18 protein-coding genes and 1 pseudogene are annotated in these 20429 nt (G+C 72.5%); 13 read left to right on the top strand and 6 right to left on the bottom strand.

Translation table 11 applies throughout. The features are described from left to right. Positions 1–96: 96 nt before the first annotated feature. Positions 97–1362 carry a diacylglycerol kinase family protein gene (locus AB0E88_RS30605; RefSeq protein WP_361637506.1) on the top strand — a complete coding sequence of 422 codons (1266 nt, stop codon included), beginning with the start codon at positions 97–99 and terminating at the stop codon, positions 1360–1362. A gap of 92 nt (positions 1363–1454) precedes the next feature. Here AB0E88_RS30605 and AB0E88_RS30610 read toward each other — a convergent pair whose 3' ends face one another. Continuing rightward, entirely contained in the window at positions 1455–2825 is a 1371-nt protein-coding gene (locus tag AB0E88_RS30610; protein ID WP_361637409.1) for a DUF2252 domain-containing protein, read from the bottom strand. A gap of 365 nt (positions 2826–3190) precedes the next feature. Between AB0E88_RS30610 and AB0E88_RS30615 the strand changes: the two genes are divergently transcribed. Continuing rightward, positions 3191–3448 carry an amphi-Trp domain-containing protein gene (locus AB0E88_RS30615; protein ID WP_361637412.1) on the top strand — a complete coding sequence of 86 codons (258 nt, stop codon included), beginning with the start codon at positions 3191–3193 and terminating at the stop codon, positions 3446–3448. Between the two features lie 148 nt (positions 3449–3596). Here AB0E88_RS30615 and AB0E88_RS30620 read toward each other — a convergent pair whose 3' ends face one another. Continuing rightward, a complete protein-coding gene (locus AB0E88_RS30620) occupies positions 3597–4166 on the bottom strand; it encodes a hypothetical protein (RefSeq protein ID WP_361637414.1) in 570 nt (189 codons plus the stop codon). A gap of 5 nt (positions 4167–4171) precedes the next feature. Continuing rightward, a complete protein-coding gene (locus AB0E88_RS30625) occupies positions 4172–4606 on the bottom strand; it encodes an STAS domain-containing protein (RefSeq protein ID WP_361637417.1) in 435 nt (144 codons plus the stop codon). A 202-nt stretch (positions 4607–4808) separates the two neighbouring features. Here AB0E88_RS30625 and AB0E88_RS30630 point away from each other — a divergent pair, with 202 nt between their 5' ends. The 4 genes from AB0E88_RS30630 to AB0E88_RS30645 all read left to right on the top strand — a co-directional run bounded on the left by AB0E88_RS30630 (position 4809) and on the right by AB0E88_RS30645 (position 8868). Further along, on the top strand, positions 4809–5879 hold the full coding sequence (locus AB0E88_RS30630) for a zinc-dependent alcohol dehydrogenase family protein (RefSeq protein ID WP_361637420.1): 1071 nt from the start codon (positions 4809–4811) through the stop codon (positions 5877–5879). Between the two features lie 17 nt (positions 5880–5896). Then, positions 5897–6574 carry a pyridoxamine 5'-phosphate oxidase family protein gene (locus AB0E88_RS30635; RefSeq protein ID WP_361637423.1) on the top strand — a complete coding sequence of 226 codons (678 nt, stop codon included), beginning with the start codon at positions 5897–5899 and terminating at the stop codon, positions 6572–6574. Between the two features lie 32 nt (positions 6575–6606). Beyond that, positions 6607–7041, top strand: coding sequence for a pyridoxamine 5'-phosphate oxidase family protein (locus tag AB0E88_RS30640; protein ID WP_361637426.1), 435 nt, complete (start codon positions 6607–6609; stop codon positions 7039–7041). 105 nt (positions 7042–7146) lie between these two features. Beyond that, complete coding sequence (locus tag AB0E88_RS30645) at positions 7147–8868, top strand: GAF domain-containing sensor histidine kinase (RefSeq protein WP_361637429.1); 1722 nt, start codon at positions 7147–7149, stop codon at positions 8866–8868. A 75-nt stretch (positions 8869–8943) separates the two neighbouring features. On the opposite strand, the gene AB0E88_RS30650 is transcribed toward AB0E88_RS30645, so the two are convergent. The 3 genes and pseudogenes from AB0E88_RS30650 to AB0E88_RS30660 form a co-directional block, all read right to left on the bottom strand. Further along, positions 8944–9645 (bottom strand): response regulator transcription factor, encoded by a 702-nt coding sequence (locus AB0E88_RS30650; RefSeq protein ID WP_361637432.1) that lies wholly within the window; start codon positions 9643–9645, stop codon positions 8944–8946. A 114-nt stretch (positions 9646–9759) separates the two neighbouring features. Continuing rightward, positions 9760–10381, bottom strand: a pseudogene (locus tag AB0E88_RS30655) (CBS domain-containing protein). 77 nt (positions 10382–10458) lie between these two features. Continuing rightward, entirely contained in the window at positions 10459–10923 is a 465-nt protein-coding gene (locus AB0E88_RS30660) for a cyclic nucleotide-binding domain-containing protein (protein ID WP_361637435.1), read from the bottom strand. Between the two features lie 207 nt (positions 10924–11130). Here AB0E88_RS30660 and AB0E88_RS30665 point away from each other — a divergent pair, with 207 nt between their 5' ends. From AB0E88_RS30665 to AB0E88_RS30695, 7 genes are all read left to right on the top strand, one after another. Further along, positions 11131–12036: a universal stress protein gene (locus AB0E88_RS30665; protein WP_361637437.1), complete on the top strand. Its 906-nt coding sequence runs from the start codon at positions 11131–11133 to the stop codon at positions 12034–12036. Positions 12037–12081: 45 nt separating this feature from the next. After that, a complete protein-coding gene (locus tag AB0E88_RS30670; RefSeq protein ID WP_361637439.1) occupies positions 12082–12951 on the top strand; it encodes a universal stress protein in 870 nt (289 codons plus the stop codon). A 117-nt stretch (positions 12952–13068) separates the two neighbouring features. Continuing rightward, positions 13069–15762: a GNAT family N-acetyltransferase gene (locus AB0E88_RS30675; protein WP_361637442.1), complete on the top strand. Its 2694-nt coding sequence runs from the start codon at positions 13069–13071 to the stop codon at positions 15760–15762. 71 nt (positions 15763–15833) lie between these two features. After that, the gene (locus tag AB0E88_RS30680) at positions 15834–16376 is read left to right on the top strand and encodes a flavodoxin domain-containing protein (protein WP_361637445.1); all 543 of its coding nucleotides are present in this window, start codon (positions 15834–15836) and stop codon (positions 16374–16376) included. A gap of 222 nt (positions 16377–16598) precedes the next feature. Then, the gene (locus tag AB0E88_RS30685) at positions 16599–17018 is read left to right on the top strand and encodes a hypothetical protein (RefSeq protein WP_361637448.1); all 420 of its coding nucleotides are present in this window, start codon (positions 16599–16601) and stop codon (positions 17016–17018) included. Further along, positions 17011–19092, top strand: coding sequence for a GTP-binding protein (locus tag AB0E88_RS30690; RefSeq protein WP_361637451.1), 2082 nt, complete (start codon positions 17011–17013; stop codon positions 19090–19092). The genes AB0E88_RS30685 and AB0E88_RS30690 overlap by 8 nt, the downstream gene beginning before the upstream one ends. A gap of 335 nt (positions 19093–19427) precedes the next feature. Continuing rightward, positions 19428–20303: a universal stress protein gene (locus AB0E88_RS30695; RefSeq protein ID WP_361637454.1), complete on the top strand. Its 876-nt coding sequence runs from the start codon at positions 19428–19430 to the stop codon at positions 20301–20303. Positions 20304–20429: the final 126 nt, after the last annotated feature.

Raw genomic sequence — 20429 nt, forward strand, 5'->3', positions numbered from 1 at the left:
GGTGGGGCCGCACGAGCGGCCCCACCCGCCGGCACCGCGCGCGCCACCACCTGGGCGGCGCGCGCCGCCCTCCTCGCGCTGCTCGGCGGCATCCTGATCCCGCTCGTCGTCGCCGGGTTGCGCAGCGCGCTGTGGATCCTGCTCGGCCTGGCCGGGCTGGCGCTCACCTCGATCGGCGTCTGGTGGACGCTGGCCCACAGGGGGGTCGTGCGGGGGCTCGGCGTGGCCCTGGCCGTGGCCGCGCCGGTCACCGTGCTGAGTCTGTACGCCGCGCACGACATGCTCGGTCCGGCCGTCCTCTCCGCGGCCCTGCTGCTGTTCGCCCTCGCAGCGGCACGCAACGCCCTGACTCCGTCTCCCGCCCGCGCCCGGTCCGTGGCCGCGGACGCACCGACGACGGCGCCGCAGCGGCCGTGGATCCTCATGAACCCGCGCTCCGGCGGCGGCAAGGTCGGCCGCTTCCACCTGATCGACCGGGCCCTGGCCGCCGGCGCCTCGGTGACCCTGCTCGACCCCGGCCGGCAGGACGTGGCGGCTCTGGCCCGGCGCGCCGTCGCCGAGGGGGCGGACCTGCTCGCGGTGGCGGGAGGGGACGGCACCCAGGCGCTCGTGGCCCAGGTCGCCCATGAACACGACCTGCCCTTCCTGGTCGTACCCGCGGGCACCCGCAACCACTTCGCCCTCGATCTGGGTCTCGACCGTGACGACCCGGCCGCCGCGCTGGAGGCCCTGACGGACGGCGTCGAACGCCGCGTCGACCTCGGTTTCGCCGCCGACCGGGTCTTCGTCAACAACGCGTCCTTCGGCACCTACGCCGCCGTGGTCGGCGACTCCGCATACCGGGACGCCAAGGTCCACACCGCCCTGCGCGACCTGCCGGAGCTGCTCACCGCCGGCCCCGCAGGCCGGCTGCGCATGCGCTCCGGGGACTTCCACGCCGAAGGGCTGCAGGCGGTGCTGGTCAGCAACAACCCCTATCAGTACGCCGTCGGCCCCGGGAGGGGCCACAGGGGGAGCCTGGACTCCGGACTCCTCGGAGCGCTGTACGTCCACGTCGACAACACCGCGCAGGCGGCCCGCGCGTTCGGCCGGCACGGCGGCGGCCTCAACCGGCTGACAGCCACCGAAGTGGTCGTCGACGCCGACACCGCCGGCATCGAGGCCGGCATCGACGGCGAACACGTCGTCCTGTCCACACCTGTGGTCTGCCGCATCGTCCCCGGAGCGCTGCGGATTCGCGTTCCCCGCCGCTCCAGGCCCCCGAAGGACCACTCCGGGGTCGACTGGCGGCGCGTCCTGCGGCTGGCCGGGAACGCGCACCGGCACACGACACCGGCGACAACGGCACCACAGCAGCGGTGACACGACCCTGCGCCCCGTGACTGGGGCGCCCGTCTCGCGGCGACTTCGGCGCGCTGTCCCGGCATGACCTCGGTGCCCGTCGCGCGGCGCTGTCAGGAGTCGGCGACGGGGAGACGGCCCTCGCCGATGGCCTGGGTGAACGTGCTGAAGTCCTCCCGTGTCTGCCGGGCGTAGGCGAGAGCGAAGGCGGTGACGGCCCGCTCGAAGGAGGTGTCGTCGCCGAGGTAGGCGGCGATGGCTACGCGGTTGCCTGAGCGGGCGTGGCCGCGGGCCAGTACTCGGCCGCAGAGCCCCGCGTACTGCCGCATCAGGCCGGCGGACATGCCCTGGACGGACGCGGAACCCTTCATGTCGAGCAACTGCCGCCAGTAGAAGTGGCGTCCCGTGGGGCCCGTGGACCAGCCGAGGAAGATGTCGCCGAAGGCCTGGAGCAACTTCTGCCCTTCCACCACGCGTTGACCCTCGTGGGCGACGGGGACGTGCACATACGGAGTCAGGACCGAGGGTTCGGCTTCCTTGACCTGGAGCAGCAACAGCTCGCCCGCGGCCCGTCCTTGCAGCAACAGCAGGAAGCAGCGGGTGCCGACGCTGCCGATGCCGACGACCTTGCGGGCCGCGTCCACGATCCGGAACCGGCCCAGCAGGCGCTGCTGCGCCGCCGGAAGGCTGCCGCGGTAGTCGTCGAAGACGTACTCGACGGTGGACCGGTCCGCCGGGCCGACCGGTTCGATCAGCGGCGGCTCGTGGACGAAACGGGGTGTGCCGTCGGGGCCGGCTTCGGTGAGCTTGGCGACGGCCTTGCCGCTGTCGGTCTCCCGGGCGCGGTCCAGGGTGCGGTGGAGCCTGGCGCGTTGCAGCGAGTTGCCGACCTCCTGGAGGAGGTCGTCGGCGGCGATGTGCTCGTACCAGACGGCGAGCTCCGTCGCGGTGGCGAGTTCACGCAGGTGGGTGCGGTAGCTGCGGGCTGCCTCGGTGGCCGCCGCGGCGGCGGCCTCAGCCGAGGCGTCGTTGTCGTGGGCGGCCACGGCCAGGCTGGTGGCGAGTCGTTTGACGTCCCACTCGAAGGGGCCGGGCAGGGTCTCGTCGAAGTCGTCGAGGTCGAAGACGAGACGGCGTTCCGGGGAGGCGAACAGCCCGAAGTTGGACAGGTGCGCGTCGCCCGAGAGCTGGACGGTCAACCCCGTGTCCGGCACAGCGGCCAGGTCGGCCGCCATGACCGCGGGGGTGCCGCGGTAGAACGCGGACAGGGAGCCGGCCATCCGGCTGTAGCGGATCGGCACCAGTTCGGGGATGCGCGGTCCGGCCTCCTCCTCCAGCATGGCCACGAGACCACGCCGCTGCGGCGAGGGGGCCCAATCACCCTGCTGGGGCAGGGGAACGCGGCTACGGGCGGCCAGACCGCCTGCGGCGGTGTCGTCGGATGCGGAGGGGGTCTCGCCTGCGGAACGAGGGGCGATGGACACGAGGCGGCTCCTGCGGGGTGGATCTGTCGCGCGGCGTCATGGGGCACGGGTCTGCTCGGTCGTCCACACGAAGGCTTCGGTGAGGAAGAGCGATGACCGCCGGAGCCGGTCAAGAAGCGGTGGCTGCTGCTCCCTGGTGCTCCGCCGGAGTCGCAGGCCATGGTCCGCGAGCCATCCGCAGGAGGGCCTCGCCGTCGGCCGGCGGCCTGTTCGAAGGCTCCGCATCAAGCCTGCCATGCCTGTGGCCGACCGCCACTTCGGGAGCGGACGCCGACGCCGGGCGGCACGACCGTGCCGGGACAGCGGAGGGGATCGGCGTCAGAATGGGAGGGGGCTTGTTGTCGCCACCGGACCGGGAGGCTTCCGTGAAAGATCTCGAGTTCGAACACAAGCGCACGCTGTCGCGAGCCCAGGCCGCGGACCAGCTCGACGCGCTTTCGGCCGCGCTCCGCCGTGGTGGCCAGGCCGAGCTGGAGCTCGGTCCCGGAACCCTCACCCTGCGGATCCCCGACGAACTGCGCACGGAGATCGAAGTGGAGCTGGAGGACGGCGAGGTCGATCTGGAGATCGAGCTGTCGTGGCACACGAAACAGCCGGACCGGACTCCCCAGGCCGACGACTGACGGGTGTCCCGATCATGCGGCCAGGCCGGTCCCTTCAGCGCGGCGACCGGCGGGCCCGGTATGCCGGGCAGAGCACACCTCGCTCAAAGAAGCGTCGCCACAGCCCGGTTGCCGCATCATCCCGGGCCAGGTGCTCGTGCACCGGTGCCTACCTCATCCTGTGACTCCAGCGAGGTTCGACGGAGTCCCACTCGTGTCCCCATGCGGCGACGCGCCGTCGGTCCAGCCGGCCTCGGGCCAGTGCTCCCGCACCCACGGCCAGACCCGCAAGACCGAGACCCGCGCCGGTGGCGAAGAGGGCCGCCTGGAGGGCCGCCTCCGCCCGAGTCGGTGGCTCGGCGACGGGCCGGCCGGCTGCGTCCAGCCACACCTTCACGCGCGCGCCGGCCCTGGTGCCGGGGGCGACGGGAGTGCGTCCCAGACGCCGGCTGCCGTCGGGGGCGTGCCAGCGGACCACGGTCGGCACAGGCTCGCCCTGACCGGACGTCCGCGCGTCGGCCCGAGGGGCGTCGGCGACCAGGACGGCGCTGGTCGGACGGCGCTCGTCGCGCTGCCGGGCGAGGACATCGCCGGTGGCGCGCGCGGTCAGCGTGCCCACCACGGCGCCGCCCAGGACGATGACCGCCCACACGGCCAGGACGAGCCACGCCTCCAAGACGTCGTCGCGCCGTTTCAGCGGGTTGGCTCGCCAGCGCCACAGAGGTCCGGTTCCGCGCACGGCGCTCACCACCCCTCGCGCTGCTTCCCCGTCGTGCCTGCGCTGATCGAGCGCGAGTGCGGCAACGTCGCATCCGGCGACATCCCGGCTCCCAGTGCCACCAGGGGACCGGCGTGGATCTCGAAGACGTCCGCGAGGCGTGCGTAGCGCAGGATCCGCAGGAACCCCGGATCGTCGGAGACGAGCCGGAGCCGGCCCCAGCGGGCCAGAACCCGGTTCCTCGCCCGGCACAACACGCCCAGCCCGGCGCAGTCGATGAAGGACACCCCGCGCAGGTCGAGTACGACGTCCGGCCGGCGCCCCGCCGTCAGCTCATCCAGCCGAGCGGCCAGGGAGGGTGCCGTGAGCATGTCGAGGTCGCCCCGGACCTCCACCAGCGTCGTGCCGCCGACGACGCGGGCGCCGCGCTCAGGGGCGGACGGGGCATGGGATGCGTCCATGGCCGAAGACAACCTCCTCGGACCTCTCCGCCGGAAGGGCCGATCGGCCCACGTCTCAGGCGGGCACGGCCCGGCGGGGCGCCTGCGCGGCCCGGGGACCGTCGGCCGGCCACCGGGGGCCGACCGGCCCAAGCGGCACCTCCACGCCTCGACGACGCTGGAGACGCGGGGAACTCCCGCAGCGCGGAGGAGAGGGAACGCCATGAAGGGTTACGTCTTCCACGGCCCCGGCCGGTCCTCCTGGGAGGACGTGCCGGACCCGGTCGTCAAGGAGCCGGCCGACGCGGTCGTACGAGTGGACTGCGTCACCATCTGCGGGACCGACCTGCACATCCTGAAGGGTGACGTGCCCGAGGTGTCACCCGGTACCGTGCTCGGCCACGAGGCCGTCGGGACGGTCGTCGAAACAGGCCCCGACGTGCGCACCGTGCGGCCGGGCGACCGGGTCCTCGTCTCCTGCATCACCGCCTGCGGCCGGTGCCTCTACTGCCGCAGGGCGATGTACGGCCAGTGCCGGGGCGGAGGCGGCTGGATCCTGGGCCACCTGATCGACGGGACCCAGGCGGAATACGTCCGCGTGCCGTTCGCCGACCTCTCCGTGCACCCGCTGCCCGAGACCCTCGCCGACCAGGACGCGGTGCTGCTCGCGGACATCTTCCCGACCGCCTACGAGGTCGGCGTCCTCAACGGGCGTGTACGGCCCGGTGACACCGTCGCCGTCGTCGGCGCGGGCCCCGTCGGGCTCGCCGCGATCGCCACCGCGCGTCTGTACTCACCCGAGCGGATCATCGCGGTCGACCCGGCCGCCGCGCGCCGCGAGGCGGCCCGGCGGTTGGGCCCCGACGCGGTCGCGGACCCGGCGGAGGCACCCGACGAGCTCACCGCCGACCTGACCGGCCAACTGGGCGCCGATGTCGTCATCGAAGCCGTCGGCATTCCGGAGACCTTCGAACTGTGCACCCGCATGGTGCGACCGGGCGGATGCGTGGCCAACGTGGGCGTGCACGGCAGGCCCGCCACGCTCCACCTCGAAGACCTGTGGATCAAGAACGTGACCATCACCACCGGCCTGGTCGACACCCACTCCACGCCGACCCTGCTGCGCATGGCGACGGCGGGCCGGCTGCCCACACCGGCCCTGATCACCCACACCTTCCCCCTGGAGCGCATGGAGCAGGCGTACGACGTGTTCGGCCGGGCCGCCGAGACCGGCGCGCTCAAGGTGGCACTGGGTGCGCAACCGCCCACGGACCTGGCCGTCCGCGCGGACTGAGAAAGGAAGTGAGCACCATGGCCGACCGGCACACCGTTCCGGGCCCGGTGCGTGACATTCCGGTGGGTGACCTCGGACGCCGCCTCGCACTGCGCCGCAACCAGCTCCGACTCACCCGAAAGGACACGGCCGCCCGTGCCGGCATGGCCACCGGCTACCTGCGTCACCTGGAGGAACACCCCGACGCGGTACCGAGCGCCGGGACGTTGCTGCGGCTGGCAGGAGCGCTGGAGACGACGGTGACCGAACTGACCGGAGGCAACGCCGAGCGGCCACCGGGGCCCGGCCGGGCCGTCCGCGGTGCCGACCTGCGCCGGCTGGACGCCGAGGAGTGCTGGGCGCTGCTCGGCAGCCACGGGGTGGGCCGGATCGCGGTGCCCACGGTCGAGGGGCCGGCGATCGTGCCCGTCAACTACAGCGTCGTGGACGGCTCTGTCGCGTTCCGTACCGGACCGCACGCGACACCCGCCCGAGCGGCGGGCCGCCGTGTCGCCTTCGAGGTCGACCGCGTCGACGAGGCGTTCAGCCGCGGCTGGAGCGTCCTCGTGCGGGGCACCGCCCGGGCGGTCACCGACCCCGGCGAAGTGCGCCGGCTGGCCGAGCGGGCCCACGGCGAGCCCTGGGCCGGCGGGCAGCGTCCGCTCTGGCTGCGCATCGACGCGACCGGCATCAGCGGACGAAGGATCACGGTCTGACGGACGGCCGCCGGGTCGGAGACGGACACCCCATGTACCGCAACGACGGATTTCGTGAACTCGACCGGCAGGAATGTCTCCGGCTGATGGCGAAGGTGCCCGTGGGCCGCATCGTCCACACCCGGGGCGCGCTGCCCGCCGTCCTGCCGGTCACCTTCTGCCTCGAGCCCGACGGCACGGTCGTGGTGCGGACTCCCGCCGCGTCGGAACTCGTGCGCGCGGTCGACGGCACGGTGGTCGCGTTCGAGGTGGACGAGATCGACGTCGTACGGCAGAGCGGCTGGAGCGTGGTCGTCACCGGAACCGCCTCGGTGGTCACCGATCCCGCCGAGTACGAGCGCCTGGTGCGCACCGGACCGCGGTCCTGGGCGTCCTCCCGGCACGAGGTGTACATCCGGGTGTCGTCGGAACTGGTGACGGGGCGTGAGCTGGTCGCCGGCCGCGGCCTCCAGGACCGTACCCGCTGACAGCGCACCACCTGGGACGTTTCGTGGTCCTCCCGTGGCCGGGCGGCTACCGTGGCACATGAGGGGTCGGCGGCCCGCACGGCGAGCGGATCTGGAGGACCACGCGTGGCAGGCTCCGAGGAGAAGGCGGCCCGCGTCCGGTTGCCGCAGCTCAAGCTGGACGAGCTGCTGGCCGAGTTGCAGGCCCGGCTGGACGCTGCCCGCGGCACGCGGGACCGGGTGCACAGCCTGCTGGAGGCGGTGCTCTCCGTCGGGCGGGAGCTCGAGCTGGAGCAGGCCCTGCACAGCATCGTCGAGGCCGCCGCCGTGCTGGTGGACGCCGAGTACGCCGCTCTCGGAGTGATCGGCCCGGACGGAACACGACTCTCGGCGTTCCACACCATCGGCGTCAGCGCGGAGCAGATCGCGCAGATCGGTCCGTTCCCCGAAGGGCACGGCATCCTGGGGGAACTGATCCGCAACCCGGAGCCGCTCCGCCTGCCGAAGCTCTCCCAGCACCCCGCCTCGTACGGGTTTCCGCCCCACCACCCGCCGATGAACAGCTTCCTCGGCGTGCCGATCCGGGTCCGCGAGAAGGTGTTCGGAAATCTGTACCTGACCGAGAAGCGCGGCGGTGCGGAGTTCGACGAGGAGGACGAGTCGGTCCTGTCGACCCTGGCCGTGGCCGCCGGCGTCGCGATCGACAACGCCCGCCTCTATGAGGAAGCCCGGCTGCGGGAGCGCTGGCTTCAGGCGAACGCCGAGATCACGCACACGCTGATGTCCGGCAGCGACCAGACCGAGGTGCTCCGCCTGATCGCGGAACGCGCCCGCGAGATCGCCGGCGCGGCGCTGGCCGTGGTGGCCATGCCGATGGAGGGCACAGGGTCGCTGACGGTCGAGCTGGCGATCGGAGCGGAGGCGGAGCGCCACCGGGGACTGGTCCTGCCGGTCGAGGGCAGCCTGATCGGTGAGGCCTTCTCCACCGCGGCCCCGGTGACCAGCGGTGACGTCTCCCATGACGAGCGGGTCTCCGCCGGCCCCAGGCGCTTCATCGGGCTCGGTCCGGCGGTGGCCGTGCCGATCGGCACGGCCGAGGGCGTACGCGGTGTGGTCCTCCTCGTGCGGGAGGCCGGGCAGACGGTCTTCTCCAGCAAGGAGATCGGTCCGCTGCAGGGCTTCGCCGCACAGGCGGCGGTCGCCATGGAGCTCGCCGAGCGCCGCCGTGACGCCGAAGAGATCGCGGTCCTGAAGGACCGGGACCGCATCGCCCGCGATCTGCACGACCTGGCGATCCAGCGGCTGTTCGCGACCGGGATGACCCTGCAGAGCGCGGGCCGGTTCATCGAGCACCCGGAGGCCGGCGAGCGCGTCGTGCGGGCCGTGGACGATCTGGACGAGACGATCAAGATCATCCGTTCCACGATCTTCGGCTTGCGGGCCCGGGAGGCCGACCACGGATCCGGCCTGCGCGCACGGGCGGTGCGGACGGCCGGCGACGCGGTGCCCGCGCTGGGCTTCGCGCCCAGTCTGCGCATGGAAGGCCTCCTGGACACGCATGTGCCCCGGGAGATCGCCGACCAGGTGGTCGCCGTGCTGTCCGAGGCGTTGACCAACGTCGGCCGGCACGCCCGGGCCGACCGAGCGGACGTGGTGCTGGAAACCGACGGCCGAGAGGTGCGGCTGACCGTCACCGACAACGGTGTGGGCATTCCTCCGGAGGGCCGGCGCAGCGGTCTGCGCAACATGGCGGAGCGAGCCGAGCAGCTGGGCGGGACCCTGGGATGGCGGGCGGCCGAGAGCGGGGGCACACAGCTGGAGTGGCGGGTTCCACTGCCCGCGGAGTAACGGCGTGGTCGTGGTCGTCGGGCCGTACGCAGTCGCGTAGGCCACGAGTAGGTCCCCGGCCCCGGCGCTCCAGGCTCAGCGGCGCCGCTGATCGGCCGGTTCGGTCTGTTCCAGATGGGTGGCGAGTACCGCGGCCTGCACCCGGCGCTGCACGCCCAGCTTGGCGAGCATCCGGGAGATGTGGTTCTTGACCGTCTTCTCGGACAGGTAGAGGCGCTTGCCGATCTCGCGGTTGGTGAGCCCGTCACCGATCAGCGCAAGGATCTCCCGCTCACGGTCGGACAGCCCCGCCAGCTCGGGCGGGACGTCGGTGGCGGCCGTGGACTCCGTGCGCAGTGAGCGCATCAGCCGGGCCGTGGTCGCCGGATCGAGCATCGACTGGCCGGAGGCGACCGTGCGTACCGCCGACACCAGGTCCGAGCCCCGGATCTGCTTGAGCACGTAACCCGACGCACCGGCCATGATGGAGTCCAGCAGGGCCTCCTCGTCGTCGAAGGAGGTCAGCATGAGAACGCCCAGTTCGGGCATGCGGCTGCGCAGTTCGCGGCAGACGGTGATGCCGTCGCCGTCCGGGAGGCGTACGTCGAGGACGGCCACGTGCGGCCGCACCGCGGGCACCCGTGCCAGCGCGTGGTCGGCGTTCGCGGCGTCGCCGACGACGCAGATGTCCGGCTCGGCCTCCAGCAGGTCGGTCAGTCCGCGTCGTACGACTTCATGATCGTCCAGGAGGAAGACGCGGATGGGGTGCTGCGCCGTGAAGGTGCGTTCCTCGCTCATGCCGACCTCGCTCCTCGGTGCGCGGTGGTCAGCCGACCGCCGCTCAAGAACACGATCGTCGCTCGGCCGGCCCGAAGGCGCCAGGGCCGATCGGCCCTGGCAGACCGGTCGGGGTCACCGGGGCCCGGGCTGGTCCAGCTCGAACCGCACGTCGACCACCCCTTCGACGGCCCGTACCAGCCGCGCCGCCACCGGCACCAGGGAACGGTCCCGGATCCGGCCACCGAGGCGGACGACCCCGTCGTCGACGTCGACGCGGACGTCGGACGCCGGCTCGGGGAACAGGTAGGCCGTCACCTCACGCCGGTACCTGCTCGGCGATGTCCTCGTCATCGCGCAGAAACACCTTCAGCAGGTCGGCGCGGCTGACGATGCCCAGCAGACGGCCGGTGTCGTCGACGACGGGCAGCCGCTTCACGCGGGCCCGCGCCATCACGCGTGCCGCCTGGGCGAGGGTGGCGCCGGGAGCGACGGTGATCGCGGGGGACGTCATCAGGTCCCGGGCGGCATCCGAACCGGCCTTGGCGAGGTCGGCCAGGCGGCGCAGCTGGGTGCGGCGGTCGGGGTCCCGGTCGCGGAACTCCTCCTTGGGCAGCAGGTCCGCCTCGGACACGATGCCGACGACGCCTCCCGAGCCGTCCACGACGGGCAGAGCGCTCACCCGGCGGTCCCGCAGCGTACGGACGATGTCCTTGAACGGGGTTTCCAGACCCACGGTGACCACCGGGCGGGTCATGACGTCGCTGACGATGTGGGCGAAGCCGTATGCCGCCTGCGCCTCGGCGCCCGTGCCGTTCTCGATCCCGGACGCGGTCATCGCGAGCCTCCGCTGCCGTAGGGGCCGTACAGGTCAAGCAACCGCGTGCGAGCGGCGTGCAGCCGCCGGGCGACCACGCCACCCACCCACTGTGTGATGCTCCGGCCGAACTCGGGGTCGGCCTCGCACAGCGCGCGCACCACGGTGGCGTCGAACTCGTAGGCACGTACCGGGGTTGCCGCCTCCGCTCCCAAATGCCACCGGTGCGGAGCGAACAGCCAGGACCAGCCGACGAGCTCGTTGTGGCCGAGGCATTCGATGACGGCGGCCCGGCGGCCCGGCACCTTCATGTCGAGGTCGACCGTGCCGGTCCGGATGATCCAGAACCGGTCGGCGTGGCGGCCCTCCTCGAAGAGGCGGGCGCCCATCGGGAAGGCCACCTCGCGGGCGACCCCCATCAGCCGCTGCCGGTGCTCGGCGGGCAGCGCCCGCGGCATGCTCGTCGTGACGGGAGCGTTCATCGCGCGCCTCCAGAGCTCCGTGGCCTTCTCACCTCAGCGTCGTCGCCCGTGGCGAGAGGTGCCATGGGCCGTATGGCCTCCACGGGGGCCGACCGGCGGCCGGCCGGCGTGGGCCGGTCGGTCCCGGCACGGGACGTGCGGCCCCTGGGGCGGTGACCGTTTCGCCGCGAGGCTGGGAGCAGAAGCGGTTGAAGAGGAGGCACCATCATGGTCGACACCGTTGTCGTAGGGCTGGACGGTTCCCGCGAGAGCCGGACCGCCGCCGAGTGGGCGGCGCGCGAGGCGAACCTGCGGGGCCTGTCGCTGACGATCGTGCATGTGTCCGAACCGGTCCCGCACCCCTGGGCTCAGGCACCTCTGCTGGGTGGAGAGACGCGGGCTCAGTGGTGCGAGCGGATCCCCAGGGAATCCGCGGAGGGTGTTCGTCTCCGTCACCCAGGAGTCGACGTCAGCCTGGTGCGGTTGTCCGGCAGGCCGGCCGAGCTGCTGACGGCCGCCGCCGAGGACGGCGAACTCCTCGTTCTGGGCTCCCGCGGCTTGAGCGGAGCCGCAGGCTTCCTGGTCGGGTCCGTCGGACAAGCGGTGATCGCACACACCGACGTGCCCGTGGTGGTCGTGCGGGCCGGTGAGCAGGCCGCCGACGAACATGAGAGCGACCCCGCGGGGATTCCGTCCGCGGCCACCGCCTACCGGCCTGTGATCGTCGGTGTCGACACGCAGAAACCCGCCGACGACGTGATCGGCTTCGCGTTCGAGGAGGCCGACCGCCGCCGCACCGGCGTCCGGGCCGTCCACGCCTGGTACCTGCCGGCCTACTACGGTTACGGCCTCTCGTTCGACGCCTCCCTGCACGACGAGATCGTGCGGGAGAAGGCGGCGGAACTCGCCGAGGTTCTGCGGCCGTGGCGGCAGAAGTACCCGTCCGTGGAGGTGAGCGAGGAGTCCCGGACCGGCAGCGCCGCCGACCGTTTGGCCGACGCCGCGCGCCACGCGTCGCTGGTGGTGGTCGGCCGCCGTGTCCGGCACAACCCCGTCGGCGTGCACATCGGCTCCGTCACCCACGCCGTCCTCCACCACGCGACCGCCCCCGTCGCGGTCGTGGCACATGAGTGACCGCGCTCCTCCCCGGGGCTCGTCTCAGCAGAAAGGGTGAGGAGGATGGAACTCCCCGTCGTCGTCGGAGTGGACGGTTCCGAGCCGAGCCTGAGGGCCACCGACTGGGCGGCCGACGAAGCCGTCCTGCGGGGGCTGCCGCTGCGTGTGGTGTATGCCTCGCTGTGGGAGCGGTACGAAGGCTCCGCGTCGGCCGAAGGTCTGGCCGAGCCCGCGGAGGAAGTACTGGCCGCGGACATCGTCGACACCGCTGCCCGGCGGGCTCGGCAGCGGCAGCCCGATCTGAAGGTGACCACCGAGCGGGTGCCGGACGAGGGGGAGCAGGTGCTGGTGTACGAGAGTGCCGGCGCGACGCTCGTGGTCGTCGGCAGCCGCGGCCGTAGCGGCATCGCCGAGACGCTGCTGGGCTCGGTGAGCACGGCTGTCGCCGCCCGCGCCGAGTGCCCGGTCGTCGTACTGCGGGGCAGCCACGACAACCAGGCGGCCGGTGCGGTCCGGGGCCGCGTCGTGGTGGGCGTCGGAGACGGCGCCGAGGTGAGGGCCGTCGTGGCCTTCGCCGCCGAGGAGGCCCGGTTGCGAGGCGTGCCCCTGCACGCGGTGCGGGCGTGGAAACGCCCGGCGCACGAGCCGGTCGGCCACCCGCTCCTCGCCGGAGAGCCCGCCCAGGCCTACGAGCAGCGGGCTGCCGACGCGCTGGAGGACGCGCTCGCGGCCCTCGCGCCGGAGCCGGCCGTGTTCCGGCGCACCGCCGAGGGACACGCCCGCCGGGTCCTGGCCGCCGCTTCGCACGACGCCGACCTGCTGGTCGTCGGCGTGCGGCGGAGGCCGGACCACTACGCGCCCCACCTGGGGCGGACCGCCCACGCGGTGCTGCACCACTCCGCTTGCCCGGTGGCCGTCGTGCCCCACCGCTGACGCTCGGCCGTGCCATGGGGGCCGACCGGCCCCCGGCCACCGCCATGCGGCCCATGGGCGTACCCCCTCCACCACGGGACGCTCGAAGCGGTGCGAAGGCACACAAGGAGGTCGGCGATGAAGGACGACATGGTCAGCCACGTACCGGTGCACGCCCTGCTGACCGACGGAACCACCGTGTGCATCCGCTCCGCGCGGCCCGACGACCATCCACGCGTACGACGCCTGTACGGGGACATGTCACCGGAGAACATGCGGCTGAGGTTCTTCGCGGTGAGCCCGGCGTCGGCGGCGGCTGCCGCCGACCGCGCGTGCGGTCCGCCCCGGCCCGGCTACCGGGCGCTGGTCGCGGAGCGGCACGGGCACCTGCTGGGGCTGGCCGAGTACGACACCGGCGGCAGCGGCGCCGAAGCCGAGATATCCGTCGCTGTGGCGGACGGGCTGCACCACCGTGGCGTGGGCACACTGCTCCTGGAGCATCTGGTGTCGGCCGCCCGCGCCGAGGGCGTCACCGCTTTCACCGCGGACGCGCTCAACGAGAACCACGCCATGCTCGAAGTCTTCGCCGACCTCGGGCTGCGCACGGCCCGCCACTTCGACGGTCCCGAGGTGCACTGCGTCATCGCGCTCGACGCGAGCGACACCTACCTGTCGGCCGTGGACGAACGCGGGAGGGCCGCCGACATCGCCAGCCTCACCCCGCTGCTGCGGCCTGACACGGTCGCTGTCGTCGGCGCGGGGCGCCGTCCGGGCTCGGTGGGCCGCGCGATCCTGCACCACATCAGGACCGGAGGCTTCACCCACCGCCTGTTCGCCGTCAACCCGGCCGCTGCCTCCGTCCTCGCAGTGCCTTCGTGCCCCTCCGTGAGCGACCTGCCCGTCCCACCGGACCTCGCGGTCGTCGCCGTACCCGCCGCCGCGGTGCCCGCCGTCGCCGAGGAGTGCGGAAAGAGCGGTGTGAGGGCCCTGCTCGTCGTCACCGCAGGACTCGACGCCGACCAGTCGCGGGTGGTCCTGGCGGCGTGCCGCAGTCACGACATGCGGCTGGTCGGGCCGAACTGCCTCGGCATCTCCAACACCGAGCCGAACGTCAGCCTGGACGCCACCTTCGCCGCCGGCCATCCACGCCCCGGCACCGCGGGCGTGGCCGTGCAGTCCGGCGGCGTCGGCATCGCCCTGCTGGACGGGCTGTCGCGGCTGGGGATCGGCGTGTCCTCCTTCGTCTCACTCGGTGACAAGTACGACGTCAGCGGCAATGACCTGCTGCAGTGGTGGGAGAGCGACGGCCGCACCGACCTGGCCCTGCTCCACCTGGAGTCCTTCGGCCGGCCCCGGGCCTTCTCACGTACCGCCCGCCGCGTCACGCGCCGGATGCCCGTGCTGACGGTCGACGCCGGGCGCACCGACGCCGGCCGGCGGGCCGCCGCCTCGCACACGGCTGCCGCCGCGACCCGCACCATGACGCGCCAGGCCCTGTTCACCCAGGCCGGCATCACCGCCACCCACTCGATCGGCGAACTCTTCGAGGCGGCGGCCCTCTTGCACGCCCAGCCGCTGCCGGACGGATCCCGCGTGGTGATCGTCACCAACGCGGGCGGAGCCGGCGTCCTCGCGGCCGACGCGTGCGCGGAGGCCGGCCTGTCGGTGCCGTCACCGGTTCCGGCCCTGGCCGACGACCTGCTCGCCGTGCTCCCTGACGGTGCCGCCCTGGACAATCCGGTGGATGCCGGCGCAGCCGTCACCGAGGACCAGCTCAGTGCCTGCCTCGACCGTGTCACACGCTCCAGGGACGCCGACGCGGTCCTCGTCGCCCTCGTGCCCACCGCGCCGGCCGCGGCGACCGGCGACGATCTCGTACGCGCCGTCACCGGCGTCGTGGGCCGGGGGAGGAAGCCGGTCGTCCTCGTGCGGCTCGAACAGGCCCTGCCCGTCGAGTTGCTGCCCGCCTCGGAGGACACCCGGGTGCCGTCCTACGCCGAACCCGGGGCCGCCGCCCGGGCGCTGGCCCACGCGGCCCGCCGGGCGGCCTGGCTGGCGAGGCCGGCGGGAACCGTACCGGCCCTGCCGGACGTGGAGACGGAACGGGCCCGGCATCTGGTGGACGCGTACGTGGACGCCCACCCGGACGGCGGCTGGCTGGAGCCGGGCGAGTGCGCCGACCTGCTCGGCTGCTACGGCATCCCGCAGTCGCCCTGGGCCTGGGCCGATACCGAGGACGCCGCCGTCCTCGCCGCTCAGCGGCTGCGCGGGCCCGACGGCCGGGTGGTGCTGAAGGGACACCGGCCCGGGCTGCTGCACAAGAGCTCCCGGCGTGCCGTCCTGCTGGACCTGCAGAACGACGCGCAGGTGCGTGCGGCCTACCGGGACCTTCGGGTCCGGTTCGCCGGCAGGCTCACGGGAGTCGTGGTGCAGCCACTCGCCGACCGCGGCATCGAACTGTTCGCCGGTGTCGTCCAGGACGACGTGTTCGGCCCGTTGGTGCTGTTCGGCTCGGGGGGCACCGCGACCGAGGTCCTCGCCGACCACGCCGCCCGGCTCGCCCCGCTCACCGACCATGACGTCCACGACCTGATCACCGCTCCGCGATGCGCCCCGCTCCTGCTGGGAGGCGAAGGGCGCGCACCCGTCCATCTCGCGGGGCTGGAACAGGTGTTGCTGCGGCTGTCGCGGATGGCGAGCGATCTCCCGCAGCTGGCCGAGTCGGACTTCAACCCGCTGCTCGCGACGCCGGGTGAGGTCAGTGTCCTCGACGCCCGGGTGCGCGTGCAGCCTCGCCGGCCGCGCGATCCGTACCTGCGGCGGCTGAGGTGAGGAGCAACAAACCCCATGGGACAGGCGCCGGTCACCCGGCCGCGCCGACCGTGACGAAAGGACGGCACCTCATGAGCGCGAATGTGCTGGTCGCCTACGGGACGACCAACGGCTCCACCGCACGCATCGCCGAGACCGTCGCCGATGTGCTGCGCAAGGAAGGACTGACGGTCCGGACCGCACCGGCAGCGACGGTGAGCGATGTGACCGGTTACGACGCCGTCCTCGTCGGCGGCGCCCTGTACGCCGGACGCTGGCACAAGGACGCCCGCCGGTTCGTGCGCCGCAACCGGCGCGCCCTGCAGGAGCGCCCGGTGTGGCTGTTCAGCAGCGGGCCGCTGGACCCCTCGGCCTCCGAACGGGACATCCCGCCGGCGCCCGCGGTCCGGCGCACCATGCTGCGGCTCGACGCCCGGGACCACGTCACCTTCGGCGGCTGCCTGGAAGAGGGCGCCAAGGGGCGTATCGCCCGGATGATCCTGCGCAACGGCAAGGGCGGCGACTTCCGCGACTTCCCTCGCATCGAGGCGTGGGCGGCGGGGGTCGCTGCGGACATCGCCGCGGACACCAACAGTCAGGGGCTGTCCCAGCCGATCACGCTGCCGGAGCCGTGAGGCTCTTCCACCCGATGCCACCGCAGAGCCTGAGTGCCGGCGGGGTGGGTGCCGTCAATACGCCTGCTCCGCCCCCAAGAGGCGTCCACACGTGCAGGCCCGCCCAGGCGGTTGGCCGATGCCGCAACGAACGTCGCCGGCCGCGCATTTCCGGCTGACACCGCCAAACAGCATGCTCTACGGTCTCTTTACCAGTATCCAAAGCGCGCCAAGGGGGCTCGGGTGGACGGTGTGGACTCCGATCTCGTCAGGGTGAACGTGTTCGTGCCTGCGGATCCGGATCTGGTCGCCGGCGCGCAGGAGGCGTTCGAGGCTGCCGCCGGCGTCGGAAAGGGCATCGACGCTCGCGGGACCGTACCCCTCGGGGATGTCCTGCTGATCGGTTCGGTCGCGACGCACGCCCTCGCCTACCTGGTCAACACGTTACGCAAGGCATGGAGCAAGGGCGTCGTGATCGACGCGATCGGCCGGCAGCTCACGGTGCGGCAGGACCCGGCACTGCCCCGTGGCCTGGTCGTCGTGCGTTCCAAGACCGGTGATGTGACAGTACGGGACGGGGTCGGGTTGACCGACGTCATCGCGGGGGCGCTCCCCTCGCGCGGTAACGGCAGCGCAGACGCCGCAGGACCGGGCAGTGCCTGATCCGGGGCGCAGCAGCCTGTTCGCCGAACAGCAGAGTCACGAGCTCGCCGCAGAGGCACGGGAGATGAGCAGGGTTTTCGCCGACTCCTCTCATCTGCGGTGGATCACGGGCGAAAACGATCCGGAGCGCGCTTGGGAAGGCTACTTCGCCTACACTCAGCCGCAGGTCAGGGCGGTTCTCGATGAGCTGCTCGCGACGTTCCCGCCGGAAGATCGTGCCGAGGCGCTCCAGCTCGCCGGTGCGGTGGAGGCCTTCTGTCTTCCGTCGAAAGCTGTGGAGTCACGGGTCTTCGAAAGCCCGGGAGGTTCCGCCGGACACCTCATAGGGATCTCGCCACTCGTCGTCCAGTTGACCGCCGAAATTGCCTGGGGACTGCACTGGGGGCACCCGTATGCGCCCGAAACGCTTCCGGCGGGGTGGCAGACGGCCATGATGCACGCACAGGAATCCCTCGCCTTCACCGTGTTCCAGTTCGTGCGCTCTCTGGAGAGACCTGGTGAGACGCCGATGCCGGTCACCGGGCTCAGCATTGCGATCGAGCGGACCGGAGCTGCCGAAGCGCACGCCTGGGACGATCCGCGGAGCTTCCAGGATGCCGCGATGATCTTCGCCCTCGCCCACGAACTGTCCCACGTCCGGGAGGGCCACCTGTCCCCCAGGGATGCGCAGGGCCCGGGGCGGCGGCTCGTCGACCGGCGCATCGCCCCGCTCCTTGGGATCTCCGACGAGGAGAACGAGGAACTCACGGCGGACGCCATGACCTTCACGATGTCCTTCAACTGTCTGCTCAGCACCTGGGCTCTGGCGGAGGGGTCACGTGAGGGCGCCGCGGAGTCGCGGACGCGTCGCGTCGGTACGCGGGAGTGGAATTTCATGGCCTGGCAGAGCGCGATCCGGGCGAACGAGATCTGCGAGGCGTACTATTCGGCCGTCCTTTTCCTCGCGCACCTGGCCCGGCGCGGCGGTGACGAGGACACGGCACGCCGTCTCCAGACCACCGGCATGCGGCTGCCCTTGGTCCAGCATGCAGTACGGGACGTACGGCAGAAGATGCTCGTGCCGGCCTACGGGCCGTTCATGTGGACCGAGCGCGACGTCGCCTACCGCAAGGCACATCACAGCTGGCGCCTGCACCTGGCCGAGAATCTCCTGCCCCAGACGAGCCGTCACCGGCCCGCCCACTTGGTCCACGGCGCCAACCGCTATCCGACCCTGCCCGAGATATGGCGGGACCCGGCCAATGCCGCCGCATCCCTACCGGTGCTGGAGGAAGAGCTCGCGACCATGCAGTGCGAGCTGGGGCACCGTCACCATGACACCCTCGTAGCACGGGCCAACCTGGTCATGTTGCGGTTTGCGGCCGACGGTGATGCCCAAGCGGCCAAGGCCGAACTGTGCCAGGTGATCGCCGAAATGACGCGGACGCTGGGCCCCGGCGCACCCTCCACGTTTGCCGTCCGCCACAACCTGGCTCAGGTGCGGCACACGTCCGGTGACCGGATGGCTGCCACCGCCGCCTTCGTCATGCTGTTCCTCGAGGAACTACGGGTGCTGGGCCCCGATCACCCGGAGGTTCTGGACACGCGCTACGAGCTTGCTCACCTGCGTGGGGAGGAGGGCGACGTGGCGGGCGCCGTCGCCGCCTTCACCTCACTGCTCGCGGACCGGGAGCGGCTGCTGGGCCATGACCACGTCCAAACCTCAATGACCCGCCGCAGCCTCGCCCATTGGCGGCGGGAGACCGCGAACCCGCCGCAGGAGGCCACGTCCGTAGCCGCCGGGCCACTGATCGCCCACGCCCCATTGCTCAGCCCCGACCACGCCGACACGCTTCCCGCCTACGAGGCAAGGCTCGCCCACCTGGAGCGCAGCCTCGGCCATGGGCACCCCGACACCCTCGTCACCCTGTGGTTCCTCGCCACGCTGCGGGCAAAAGCCGGTGACGCGGCCGGAACCGCTGCAGCCTACGCCGGTCTGCTGGAACACGACCTGCACGCCCTGGACTTCGACGACATCGACATCGGCGTCCTCCGCGCCAACCTCGAACACTGGCGGACCCTTGTGCCGCGCTGATCGGCCGGACGGTTCCAGGACGGGTGGCGCCGCGCGCCGCGACCGGACTGACTCATCGCGGCCCTCGGCGACGAACCTCGCGGACGCCTGCCGCCTGCGGGGGCGACCACGACCGCCACGGCGGAGCCGTCGGCGCGGGAGGTCATCCACCGGTCTCCTGCTCTCAGGGACCGTCGGGCGGCGCGCACGGCTCATGGGCCGACAGGGGCACACGGCCGGGCCGAACGTCCCGGGGAAGGGCCGAACCGCTCATGCCCGGGCCGTCGCCCAGCTGAGACCGTGACAGTGACAGCCCCTGCTGCACCACAGGCAGCCCGAGAGAAGGCGGTGGCGTCATGGAACTGCCCTTCGTCGTAGGCGTGGACGGATCGGACGGCAGCCTTGTGGCCGTCGACTGGGCGGCGGACGAGGCGGCCCGCCACGGTCTGCCCTTGCGACTTGTCTACGCATCCTTGTGGGAGCGCTACGAAGGGACGATGCCGACGATGAGCCGGGAACGCGCCTCGGAGCGGGTTCTGGCCGAGCACATCGTGGCGTCCGCCGCGGAACGAGCGCAGCGCAACAACCCGGATCTCAAGGTTTCCACCGAGACGGTGCCCGCGGAAGCGGTGTCCGCTCTCCTCGGCGAAGGCGACAACGCCTCCGCTCTCGTGACGGGATCCCGGGGACGTGGGCAGGTGGCGGAGGCACTGCTGGGTTCCGTCGGCCTGGCGGTCGCGGCCCGTGCGTACTGCCCGGTCATCGTCGTTCGCGGCGACAAGGCCGCCCTGGCCGCGACCCATGAGCGGATCCTGCTCGGCGTCAAGGACGCGGACACGAGCGCGGAAGCCGTCCGGTTCGCCTTCCGGGAGGCGGAGGCGCGCGGCTGCGAGCTGGACGTCGTCCATACGTGGCGCTGCCCGGCGCCGGAGTATGCCGATCACGAGACGTCGGCGACGGAACCGGCGCACCGGCATGACGAACGTGCCGTCGCCCTGATCGACTCGCTGATCGCCGAGGCGGCCGCGGACCACCCGGCCGTGCGGGTGCGCCGCGCGGCGATCGAGGGCCCGGCCGGCAAGGTGCTGGTCAACCGCTCGGCCGCCGCGGACCTCGCGATCGTCGGTGTACGCCGCAGGTCCGGCCACTTCGGTCTCCAGCTCGGCCGAGTGACGCACACCCTGCTGCATCGAGCGGCCTGCCCGGTCGCGGTCGTCCCCCAACGGGTGTGACAGGACGCGGCCCGGTTACGCCGCACCCCCCTGCCGGGCCGCGTCGAGGGGTGCCCCCGATCCGGGACACCGGCGTGACGTGCTCCTCGGGGGGACACTGGTCGGGCAGGAACCTTCATCCGGGCT

Source organism: Streptomyces sp. NPDC028635, assembly GCF_040637635.1.
Classification (GTDB): Bacteria; Actinomycetota; Actinomycetes; order Streptomycetales; family Streptomycetaceae; genus Streptomyces.